Annotated in this window: 7 protein-coding genes; 2 read left to right on the forward strand and 5 right to left on the reverse strand. The window is 41.7% G+C overall.

What is annotated here, in order from left to right; translation table 11 throughout:
* Positions 1-16 precede the first annotated feature (16 nt).
* The 4 genes from ABD010_RS02380 to ABD010_RS02395 all read right to left on the reverse strand — a co-directional run bounded on the left by ABD010_RS02380 (position 17) and on the right by ABD010_RS02395 (position 9,590).
* Positions 17-1,537, reverse strand: a complete 1,521-nt coding sequence (locus ABD010_RS02380) for an NPCBM/NEW2 domain-containing protein (protein ID WP_343809925.1) — start codon at positions 1,535-1,537, stop codon at positions 17-19.
* A complete protein-coding gene (locus ABD010_RS02385) occupies positions 1,476-2,909 on the reverse strand; it encodes a sialidase family protein (protein WP_343809927.1) in 1,434 nt (477 codons plus the stop codon). Before ABD010_RS02385 ends, ABD010_RS02380 begins: the two co-directional genes overlap by 62 nt.
* A gap of 122 nt (positions 2,910-3,031) precedes the next feature.
* Positions 3,032-5,845 (reverse strand): glycoside hydrolase domain-containing protein, encoded by a 2,814-nt coding sequence (locus ABD010_RS02390; RefSeq protein ID WP_343809929.1) that lies wholly within the window; start codon positions 5,843-5,845, stop codon positions 3,032-3,034.
* 172 nt (positions 5,846-6,017) lie between these two features.
* Positions 6,018-9,590, reverse strand: coding sequence for an NPCBM/NEW2 domain-containing protein (locus ABD010_RS02395; protein WP_343809931.1), 3,573 nt, complete (start codon positions 9,588-9,590; stop codon positions 6,018-6,020).
* Between the two features lie 740 nt (positions 9,591-10,330).
* Here ABD010_RS02395 and ABD010_RS02400 point away from each other — a divergent pair.
* Both ABD010_RS02400 and ABD010_RS02405 read left to right on the forward strand, forming a co-directional pair.
* Positions 10,331-11,182, forward strand: coding sequence for an AraC family transcriptional regulator (locus ABD010_RS02400; RefSeq protein ID WP_343809933.1), 852 nt, complete (start codon positions 10,331-10,333; stop codon positions 11,180-11,182).
* 187 nt (positions 11,183-11,369) lie between these two features.
* Positions 11,370-11,843, forward strand: coding sequence for a YndM family protein (locus tag ABD010_RS02405; protein WP_343809934.1), 474 nt, complete (start codon positions 11,370-11,372; stop codon positions 11,841-11,843).
* A 71-nt stretch (positions 11,844-11,914) separates the two neighbouring features.
* Here ABD010_RS02405 and ABD010_RS02410 read toward each other — a convergent pair whose 3' ends face one another.
* A complete protein-coding gene (locus ABD010_RS02410; RefSeq protein WP_343809936.1) occupies positions 11,915-12,355 on the reverse strand; it encodes a hypothetical protein in 441 nt (146 codons plus the stop codon).
* Positions 12,356-12,600: the final 245 nt, after the last annotated feature.

Below are 12,600 nucleotides of genomic sequence, written 5' to 3' on the forward strand. Positions count from 1 at the left end.
GGCCACTCATATAACCTTACTTCCGCCATTTCTGCAGTACAGAATCCGCATCCGCTTTGAGTGACTGATAAGCATCTTCAGAAATCAACTCATTATTCATTTGGTGATTGAGCAGTGTTTTAAATCCTTTCATATGCTTGATAACTTTATTAGCCTTTTCTTTTTCTGCATAATGCTGAACGGAAGATAGATGAATACGCAAAGCTCGGACAGCCCCAGAATTAGCGAAAGCTCCATTTTCCTTAAAATGCTGCACAAGCTGTTTCATAGCAGCTGCACTGGTTTCGGTCTTATCAGATTTAAATAACACAGCGTTTCCCCAATCTCCATGGTCCTGCCCATTTCCGTTTCCACTTGTTGTCACAACGAGCTTAAGCTCCTCGATGCCATCAACCGAGATATCCAACTTTTTGGCATCATCTGAATCCGTCATCAAGCCACTGTCATAAAGCTTTTCACCATCACCCCAAACCTGGAAAACAATACTAGCACCGCCAGCTACCTCATCATCAACCCCTACGTATGATGAAAACTTTGAGTATTTGCCGTCCAGTTGATACACAATCTCTGATGGGGCATGGACGCCAAGACCCTTGTCGAAGGTTTGGCCATTTATTGTTAACGCACTTCCATCATTAGCGCCTTTTTCCCCATTTGACATATCCTTTTCAACGGGGCCCCAGGCGTTGTCGGCTTTTTCCCAATCCATGTCACTGAGATATGTTCCACCAACAATAACTTGCTTTTTTGATGAAGTTACCGTTGTACCATCAGCCGTCAGAGATACATTTAAATACTTTTGACCGGAAACCCCATCCGGCGGTGTCACTTCCCACGATGCCTTAACTCTGCTAAATGGTTTTACTTTTTCAAAAGCCGTCTGATCAACGGGTTCCACACTCCAGCCATTTGGAGTATTTAACTCGAAGTCAACATCTTTCAACTTGCCGAAACTGTTACGAAACTCCGCTGTCACTTTTGTAGTAACACCAGCTTTAAAATCACCCTTTGCTTCCATTGTGATTTTCGGCTGATAAAGGCTGCCATCTTGTTTACCATTCAAAATCCATTCCAAATTAAATTCCGCATAAGCAATATAGTTGTTAGGCTGCGGTTCGAACAAAATCCCGATATTTCCATTCTCCAATACAGTTAAACTGGAATATGCAAAAAAGTGCTCTCTCCCTTGTGTATTCGCATACGGATTTGGGGTTAATTCCAAGGAGCGTTCTGCTATCCATAAAATAGAGTTATCCTCCTGTACAACACCCAGCTCAACCACACCATGAGTTCGGGAAGCATCATCCGGATTCCCCGTTGGATGAGAAGCAATGACATATTGTTTCCCTTTTTGCATCCCTTCAACGTAATCGAATCTTTCATCAGCTGTTGCATCTTTTTCCGTATTGGAATCAATCGGATAGGTTATGATGGACTTCTGGGACCGAACGGATGTCAAATCCGTATACGATCGTTCACTCCATGTCCGGGGTTGGGCCTTTACCTCGCTGCCTGCCAAATGACATAAGCGTTCCATCGGCAAGTTCAATAAACTGCATTTCATCAATATTGTTTATATAGCCATCACTGCTCGAAGTTGCCCTTTTCCAGGTAATACCTCCATCATCACTGTATACAGCTGAACCTTTACCCAACGTATACACAGGCATAACAATTCTGCCATTTTTGCTTGGATCGTCTTGATGCTTCAAAACAATTCCGGTACCTGGACCCACACCCAAAAATGAGCCATCAGAGGAGAGCTTTACTTGTGAGTTAATATTGACCGGCTGTGACCATGTCTTTCCATAGTCACTGCTTCTTGTTACCCATAAGTAAGAAGTAACGACAGCCCTTAATGGTGCCGGATCCGTCATGACATCCGGATATTTCGAATACAGTTTTCCTTCCTTGTTTGGACCAGCTTTTTTCTTCTGTACAAACACAGGATTTTCCGGGTTAAATTCGGGTTTCTGGTAACTTAAATAGATATTGCCCACATAAATATCATTGGAACCTTCAGGCTGTCCGCTCGATTCTTCAGGTATCTGAGGAGGTGTTTCATTAATATAGTCAGCTTCCCCTGTGGCATAATACATATCTCCCATCGTTTCATAATTGTATTCAGCGGAATGATGCTGGGGAATATAATAATTTGTTTTACGACCATTACTGTCAAAGATCCAACCATTTTCACGAACTGTATATGTTTCACCCTGATTGGTAATTTCGCCGTCGCCAACCTTGGAGTCGCCGCTGTACAATACCATGTAATCTTTTCCGCTAACGGTCTTATAGCCATCCCCATTCTCTAACCACGAACTTGCGTGCAATCCTTTACTTTCCGGATACATATCCAACATCATTACGACATCACCGTTTTCAGCTTGTACTGTTGCCATATCAATAAAAAATGCAGAACCCCAGTCATTAAAGCTTTGTGGTGCATTGTTTGACGGCATGCCCATAATTGTGTTGACGTTGCCCCATGTTTCACCATTGTCCAAGCTGCGTCTCATAGCTATATCAAGATTACCCCAATCAGCACTGTCATTTCCGATATGTGAAAAAGAAAGCAGCACATCTTTGTCTTTTTTATCGGGGGTTACTGCTCTGAGAAGGGATGGAATTCGAAAACCAAACCCATCTTTACTCATGACATCAGGATCCCCTGCAAGACTGTCATTCAGCAGCATATCTGGTGAAATACTGGCAAACATTTTAAAATCCTCGGACCGATACGTGTCTTCTCTCGGTGGAAGCCCTTTATTAGTCATTCTATTTTTGTTGTTTATTCCTTCAATTAAGGTGTTTTTCTGTGATGTTAGGTGGGAATCTTGATATGCTAAAACTTGGGGTATAGGCATCATACAAATGATGAGTAACACAATTAACATTCGTCTTATCATGAAATTCAATCTCCTTTCAGCCGAAAAGTACGAAACATCTTTATGTGAAGGGGTTACCTATCGTGATGATTGAACCTCCCCAAATAGCATCCAGCTAAGGGGGAGGTTCTAATTCTATAAACCTATTGCCATTTTTCTATCAATTCACCAGCATCCTCTTTAAGCGTTTGATAGGCATCTGCTGCAATGAATTCATGTTCTTTTTGATAGTTCAGCAGCTTCTTAAATCCTTTCATATGTTTAATAACTTTTTCACCTGCATCATCTTCCGCATAATGATCGACTGCAGTCAGATGGATCTTTAAAGTCCGGGCAGCTCCATCACTCGCAAATGCTCCTGCTTCCTCGTACTGCTCAACAATTTCCTTCATGTCGGCTGCACTTGTTTCGGTATCACCTGACGTAAATAGTAACGCATTTCCCCAATCTCCATGATCCTGTCCGTTACCGTTTCCGCCATCAGTAACAACGAGCTTAAGCTCCTTGATGCCATCAACCGAGATATCCACCTTTTTGGCATCATCTGAATCCGTCATCAAGCCACTGTCATACAGTTTTTCACCATCTCCCCAAACCTGGAAAACAATACTGGCACCGCCAGCCACCTCATCATCAACTCCAACATAGGAAGTGAACTGTGAGTATTTACCGTCCAATTGATACACAATTTCTGATGGGGCATGGACGCCAAGACCTTTGTCGAAAGTCTGTCCATTTATTGTTAACGCACTTCCATCATTAGCGCCTTTTTCCCCATTTGACATATCCTTTTCAACGGGGCCCCAGGCATTGTCGGCTTTTCCCCAATCCAAATCGCTAAGATATGTTCCTCCGACAATCACTCGTTGATTGAAGGATGCCACCTGTTTACTGTCAGCAAACGCCGAAACAGTCAGTGATGAAGAGCCTGTGGCACCATCTGATGGCGTAACCCTCCAGGATACTGTTGCTTTTTCAAAGGAATCCAGCTTTTCAAAGGTATTCTGTGAGATAGGTTCAACTCTCCATCCTTCAGGTACATTCAATTTCAGCTCAATATTTTTTGTTTCAATAAATCCATTCTGAAAGATTGTTTTTACTACAGTCGGGGCACCTGCAGTAAAGCTGCCTTTCGCTTTCATACTGACTGAGTTTTCCACAATCATTTTTCTTGCACGAACGATATCATGTACATCTTTCTTGCGGCCATCCCATTGTCGTGATGCTAGCTCCAACGCTTTCTTAATTGCTTCACTATCAGGATTTTTCTCCCTTGCCATTTGAACAAGTTCATAATCCTCAATTCCTTCTTTCAGCAGTTCCCATCGAATACTGGACATCGGTCCTTTTTTTCCTGGATAGACAAAATACTCGTCTCCTTGTGTGAATGCATATACTGGATTATCATAGACATTTTTGGGCCAACTGTTGTACGCCCAGCGTAAAAATCCATCCAATTTTTTGTCAGCTGAAATCCAGGCCATCATCCGGGATTCTACTGCAGGCGAGAAAGACAGCGTATTCGGGTGATGATCTCCAGCCCAGACATAATACGTTGTAGTTTTCCCGGCTTCTCGTCTTTGTTTTATCCATTCATCCGTAACCTTGCCAAGACTATCAATTGCGAGAGACAAATTTTGCGCATATTTCCCAACCTTTTCTGTACCTGCCATTTGCGTCTGGTCCAAAAATTCAGGTGCTGCATCTTTTAATAAATCAATTGCCTTTGAGGTAATCTCAGGGGGACGTTCATCAAACGCAAGGTACGTCTGGTTCAACCAGCCTTTACGCTTTAAATGATCCGAGAAATCATTCAAGAAGGCGGTCCAAGCCTCACGCCAAAATGGATCACCCGCTTCCATACGCTTTGTCACTACTTCCCCTGTTCGCTCATCCAAATACGTAATACGTTGTTTACCACGAAATGTAAGTAATGAATAAGCAGTGATATGAGGACCTACACCTGCTTCAAGTCCTGTCTGAACGTACCGGTCAAAAATGGAATAATCAAATTCCCAGTTTTCTCCATCATAACGCCATTTCACCATGGTGTCGTACCCTGTGGCAGTTTGCGGTTTCCAATCATTCCATCCTACCAGCCAGGGATTTTGGATAATTGTTGTTGTGATTGTGTCTTGTCCACTGCTTGCCAAATCCTTAAAGTATTTCTTAATTAAATCCCAGTGCTCTTCAGATTTCCACGGTTCAACATCGTAAGCAGCAGCTATCGCATTGGGATTCATCCACACGTCTAAATTAAATTCATAGTCTTGCGGATCAGGAATGGCTACGTCGTTAATCGTTACTTGAAGATTATACGTAATTTTTTTATCGTCCCCAGTTTCTATGGTAATCTCCCCACTATATTCCCCTGGATTTGCTGACTTTGGAATATGAAACGTGAACCAAATAGGCTGTACACTATGGTCAGGAACGTCAACCTTGGACTTTTCCAGCAAAGTATCCGCTACAACACCAAGGTTTTTGTCTCCGGATATAGCCCGTCCGGCAACATCTTCAATCGAGGAGCCGTTGATCGATTTTTCTACAGGTACATAGCCGACATAACGAATCTGGACGTTTTCCGAAGATATTTTGTTCCCGTTTTTGTTTTCGAGGTCACTTACATTTGCCTGCAGACTATCAATCTGTTCTGTACTTGCCACAGCTATTTGAGCTGATGCTTGTTCGTTGCGGACAGTGGTCAGCTTTATATTTCTATCATCAACATTTCCTAAGATTTCATCAGGGTATCTTGGGACTTTGATTAATGAAGACGTTGCAAAGTCACCTGAAGGCACCCACGTATTTAAACCTTTCTTAGGCAGCACTTTCTCATTCATACTGCCTTTTGTCTGACCATTACGTGTCTTGTCAGCTGCAGTGCTGGTTAAAACAAAAAAACTGCTTACCAGCAAAAGTGACGCAGCCAAAATACTGATTCGTTTTTTTAACATATCAGCGTTCCTCCAATATTTAACATTTGAATCTTACCGTAGCACTACATGAATGAAAGACATGCACAAAACTATCACGCTTCCTGATTGCAACAGTTTTTCAACTATTTTCACCTTTTTTATGAATGTTCCCTGTGACAGGAAAAACTGCCACAGGGACTGTTCAACTAGTCTATTGCCAACTACTGATCACATATTCCGCATCTGCTTTAAGAATTTGATAAGCTTCTTTTGCAATCAAATCATTACCCTTTTGATGCTGGAGCAATGTTTTAAATCCTTTCATATGTTTGATTACTTTTTCAGATACTTGATCTTCTTCGTACTGATTAACTGCAGTTAAATGAATACGCAAAGCTCGGGCAGCTTTATCATTTGCAAACGCTCCTTTTTCCTTAAAGCGTTCAACAAGCTCTTTCATATCCGCTGCACTGGTTGTTACCTTGATGGAATACGTTTTTTCCTTGACGTTTCCTGCTTTGTCCTCTGCAGTTACAACCAGTTCATGCGTACCAGTTTTACCTGCCATATTAATAGCCGTATCTTCCTTGTATGCTTCTCCATCAAATACAGCCGAAACGTTTGCTAATCCACTACCTTTATCGCTCGCCTTCCAAGTAAACTTCAAAAATTCTGTATCTGATACAGTCACCTCATTTTGCAATTTTTCATCATTCATCATTGTTTTCAGTTCTGGAGCAGCTTCATCCGTGCTGAATACAATTTTAGCACCCGCCCAGTCGGCGTGATCGCCTGTTTTTCCATCTCCAGCATTCTCAACAACCAATTTTAAGGTATCGACACCCTCAACATTGACATCAACATGTTTGGTGTCTGATGTTCCGGTAACCGTGCCACTGTCATACAGTTTTTCACCGTCTCCCCAAACTTGGAAAACAACACTTCCATAATCCGGGATTTCATCATCAACCCCGACATCGGCAACAAATCGGGAAGCATTGCCTTTCAAACCAGTCAAATCATAGGTGATTTCAGACGGTGCGTGTGCGCCGATTCCTTTATCATAGGTTTTACCTTCAAGCGTAATAGGTTTGCCACCATTACTCTTATTGAGCTGAACCTTTCCATATCCATTTTGGACATCGGTCCAGTCCAGACTGCTGACCCACACACCATTCGCTAAAATGGTTTCAATATTCTTTGTGTCATAGACCGACCACTCTTTTCCGTGAAGCTGATAATCTGCCTGTGCCGATATCTCGTAGTCATCAGGGTCAGTTCCGTCTGGTACCACCACCTCAAATTTCGCAGTCACTGTTTCGCCTTTTGGTATTTCCTCAAAGTTAGACTTTCCTTCAATCGTCCATCCGTCTGGCACATCCAGAGAAAGCTGGGTATCCATCAACTTCCCATCGCTGTGGTTAATTAATGCGACAGTTAATTCAGTAGCTTTACCAGGAACTAATTTGTTTGGACCCTGCAATTCCATTGACACAGCAGGAATGGTATCTGAACCACCTACAACACTCGCTTCTTGCAATGTCACAGTAAAGGAACGGTTTGTTGATACTGGTTCTGTTTTTATATAAACGATACCGCCACGTTCATCTTCAGCGTAATACCAGCCGGCAGAAGCATTTTGATAAGCCTCCCTAGTATTAAATTGCTTCAGATCCTGCTCACCCTTTATAACGTTTGCAGGTTTTTTATCAGAATGAACTGTGAACTGGTAACCTCTTTCCTCTGGCATCGTATCAAATTTGCCGTCATATGCCCCTACTTTAATGTCGATCGTTCCATTCCCTGTTTTGGGAGCAGAAACGTTAAAGGTTTGTTCGGCAGATTCGCCTTGTCTATATTCCGTTGTTACACCTTCATCCATATACATGGTAAAGTTGGAATTTCCTTTTGGATAGATGTCCAGCGTCAATGGTCGGTGCAGTGCCTTCTTATAATCATTCGTGTCCGGCGCCCGCATCGGTACAATCGCACCAGCTTTTACAAACAGCGGCAATTTACGGAGCGGTGCCGAATAGTTGTTAACTGTCTGTTTCCCTTCATAAACATCACCATTCCAATAATCAATCCAATGACCCTCAGGAAGATAAATATTGTTACGCACATTAGTATCCTTATATACTGGTGCCACAAGGAAAGATTCCCCTGACAAGAATTCATATTTGACGTCGTCTCCCCAGGTTTTTGGGTCATTTGGGTATTCCAGTACTAACGATCTTACCGGTGGCACTCCATTCTGGTGGGCCTTCGCAGAGTACGTGTAAATGTAAGGCAGCAGCCGCTCATGTAACTTCAGATATTTTCGGTTAATAGATGTATACGGTTCACCATATACCCAAGGCTGTTTATCCTTAGAAGCCCAACCGGACATCGTCATTAATACCGGGATAAATGACTTCCACTGAAGATCCCGGACATACGTCTTGGCGCTCCCGCCAAAAATACCATCTATATCACTGGATGTAAAAGCCTGACCTGACAATCCTGATCCGGCAATTGTCGGGATCGTAAATCGAATGTTTTCCCATGTACCGGACTGATCGCCGGTCCACATGACAGCATATCGCTGTGCACCCGCCCAGCCTTCTACCATCCAGACAAATCCTCTGGCATTACTGTTGTTTTCGATTCCATTGAAAGCCTTTTTCGCCGCATTAAGTGCGAATTCATAACCTTTGCCAACCCAGGCCACATCAAGCTTGCGAACTCGAACACCAGCCTCGCTGACTTCCCATTTCTGGTCCGGAAGCCCATTTTCAGTCCATAATCCTAGCTGAAATCCGCGGTCCCGGAGGCCAATGCCAACATCTTTCAGGTTCTCATAACCGCATCCATACCCGTCATTAACGAGCATCCAACCCATAGGAAAATCATGTTTGAGGTAACCGTCAGCGACTTTTAATGAATCCATCGTTGTTTCGCCTTTTTCGTTATAACAGTCTGCATCACCTAACTCCAGTCCGTAAACAGGCGGCATAAACGGACGCCCTGTCAATTCGGTATATCCGTCAAGAATTTGTTTCAATCCCGGACCATAGAAATAAAAAGCATCAAATCGGTTCTCATTATGTGTTGCTTTGACAGGTTCTTTAAAAGAATAGTTACCTGGTTCAAATGTATTGCGAAACACTCCATAGCCCTCCGTACTCATATAAAACGGGACTGCATTCGGATTTCCTCCAGCATTCCAGTCAAACGATTTGGAAATACTGATGGTATCCCCACGATGTGTGAAACGGCCGTTTTGCATACCACCGCCAAAAAACTGTTCCTTTTCACTCCGTTTGAGCGTCTGCCATGTTTTGTCACTTGTCCAGGAAAGCCCTTTCTTTTCTTCCCATACAAGCGTCTTATTATCTGATTCGTATAACGCAAACCGTAAAGGATTTTTGTAAACACGTAATACGACATCATTAGTGGATATTTTGTAATACTTACCTTCATCTGACCAATTTGTCTTGATGGTTGGATAGTCGGTTTTCACCACGATTTCACCGTCTGTAGGGTCAGTGAACTTCCCATTCGGTGCCATCCGGATCCGAAACATATCACCTTTGTAAAATTTCACTTTCACCTTAGCTTCGTCTGCTGTTATGGTGTAGGTGTTGCCATCAACATTAATATTAGTAATGTTTCCAATCGTTGTAACCTCTTTGTTTGTTTCAGCCGATGTTGAAATGGATAAAAACAAGCTGAAAAAAAATAGTAAGGCAACAGTTAGAACAAAAGTTAATAAATTGTTTACACTTCTAAAACACGGCCACATTTTACATTTCATCCTTTCACTTCAGATTTTCCATTAACGTTAGAAAGACATCCCCGGATAATTTTAGAAAACTTGGTTGTCACCATGCCTTTAGGTGACAGCCATAGTTGCACTTATGCAGTAAGAAAGAATTTTATACTTTCTTAACTGCTCAAAAATAAAATCCCTCCCTTTAACATCAACTTCCCATTCTTCCCCCCTTTCCAAGTAACCGGGAACGATATAATGAGATAGTAAATAGCAATGTTGTTGTGATAAATCCCCGACTTCAAAAACCGTTTGCCTTTTATATACTAGTTTCCCATTTTTTAATCTGTGGTTATGTTGTCATTACCACTTCTATTAAAAAGAAAAAATCCTTGATCTTTCTCAGGATTAAATTCGTTAAAGCTCTGCAACTACCTGAAATTCTTTCCTTAAGCATTTTTAGACGTATTTTCACTTTATGTGGTTATGACCAGTTTAAATAAGTATAAAATATTATATGAAAATTTTAAAGAGTAATTCTAATCAAAATTAAAACGCTACTATTTTACTATTCATGATGTCAACAAAGGACATACACGGAAACCTGTTAAATAGTTATTGGCATTACAAAACCAGTTCTTATTCAACAAATTTTTACGAGAGGCAACTTTAATCCATAACAAATTATACAAAAACATTTTGTTCAGACTTTTAGATATATTGCTTTTCATCCAAATCCTCTATAAAATAAATAATAAAAGGAGGATAAGAAAATGTCGTATGAGGTCTACAAAGTTAAAAATTATCCAGCTGGTAAAATGACGTTTAAGCTTTTGTATGTAACCCGTTCCGAATATGACAGAGGATGGCACAGCACACAGCATTCCCATCACTTCACCGAACTTTTTTACATTGTAAAAGGACAAGGATCATTCGTCCTGCCCGATCATGAAATACCGGTTAAAGAAAATGACCTGGTAATCATCAATCCGAATGTTGAGCATACCGAAAAATCCAACTGGAAAGACTCACTCGAATATATAGCACTGGGTGTGGAGGGCTTCTCTTTTTCGCATACCGATGAAACCGAATCACAAATGGGTCTGTATACCTATCAAGGGGAACGTGAGGATATTCTGTTCTACCTGAATAAATTACTGGATGAAATTCAAAACAACAATGCAGAATATGAAATCATCTGCCAGAACATAATCGAGATCCTAATCGTCAAATTAAAACGGGGGAAACAACTGACGATTGAAAAGGCTGAAACAAGAAATATAAATAAAGCTACAGCATTCATTAAATATTACATTAATCAGAATTACCGTGACCTGCTCACCCTTGATACATTGGCCGAAGCAGGTCACATCAACAAATATTATTTAGCACATACATTTAAAAAAGATATGGGAATTTCCCCGATTGAATATTTAAACAAGATTCGGATAAGAGAAGCGAAAACCCTTTTGGACACGACCGACTACAATATCGCTGAGATTGCAGCAATTACCGGCTTCTCCTCCCAATCTTTTTTTGCCCAGGCATTTAAGCGCGCAACCAGCCAGACCCCCACTTCTTATCGCAGGGTGTCAAAAGGGAGTTACCCACCGTTAAACACTTAGTCTAAGTGTTTAACGGTGATTTTGATCTATCGGTAACGTCCTATTCCCATAAGAGGTTCACAGGCTTCATTCGCTATAAGCTCACCCTCCCCAATATCCACTTCCTTTACAAACACAACTAATTCGAATGAAATATACCCAGAGGGAAAAGATAATTGGAAGTATATCGAAAGGAGGTTCTGAACAAATGGACTACGTAAAAGCGCTGGTCATCAAATTGGCAATGATAACTGCAGTATTATGGGTTGTTTTAGGTGGATTTTACGGCGTTTCCCTTGGCGATATTTTGCTTACCAGCCTATTATTAACGGGCGTTTCATTTCTTGGCGATATGTTCCTTTTACCTATCTTTGAGAATGCCAGTGCTGCCTTAGGTGATTTTGGCCTCACATTTGCCGGAGTCTGGATACTCGGTATTTTTCTGTTTGAGGGGGATTTTTCCCTGGGAACCGCTTCACTTATTTCAGCAGCTGTTATTGCTGTAGGGGAGTATTTTCTTCATAACTATATGGAAAATCACGATTTAAAAGACCAAACTAAAGTGATGGACACAATGGCGATATCCCGACAAGATAAGATGCAACCCGAATTTGGTTCAGATGAGGATACCGAGGAAGATATCAAAAAAGAAACGACAGATAAAGAAACCGACAAAGAATAGTTTATTGTAGCCTGTCACCCGATACAATTCCCATCATTCTGAATTGCTTAGCGTGACAGGCATCCCGCAAACTATTTTTTATAATCCCACAACACCTTCCACTCGCCATCCACCTGTGTTGTAAAAACATTCTGGACGAGTGTAAAGTTCCCGTATTTTCCCTTAAATACCTGTGAAACGGTTACTTTATATACAACATCGATTGGATCTGCATCCTTTTTCATTTTCCAATTTTTGATTTTCGTCGCATCCCCAACTGAATAGGAAAAGGTGGTAACGCCAAAGTGATTCATAAACACATGGGCACGATCCTGTATATAAGGACCCTTGGCAAATTTCTTTTTCATGAGCGGATGGAACATGTCCCAGGAATCCGAGAAATCCCCAGTTTGTTCAAATGCATAAAACTTATCTACTGTCTCCACTGCAATTTCCCCAGGGGATTTGTCCACATAAAAATATAATGCTACACCTAATCCCAGTATGATTGCCATAAGCACGAATTTTTTCATACGACTCCCCCACAATTTGCCTGTCACCTCATTTTATTCGCAAATGTGGGGGAATATTATTCGCGGAATGCTTGCTATGTATGAAGAACAAAGGCGTAAGCGCCCGTTTAGCAACGTACAAACTGTGCCCGCGCATCGCGGGTAGGTCGGCGTTGCCGCGCAAAGCGGCGGTCTTAGCCGATCTTCCTTAAATGAGATAAAGGAAACACGCCCCTTCATAGGGGTGTGTCGACGTTGGCGCGGGA

This window comes from Virgibacillus siamensis, from assembly GCF_039522605.1.
In the GTDB taxonomy this organism is placed as follows: Bacteria; Bacillota; Bacilli; order Bacillales; family Amphibacillaceae; genus Lentibacillus; species Lentibacillus siamensis.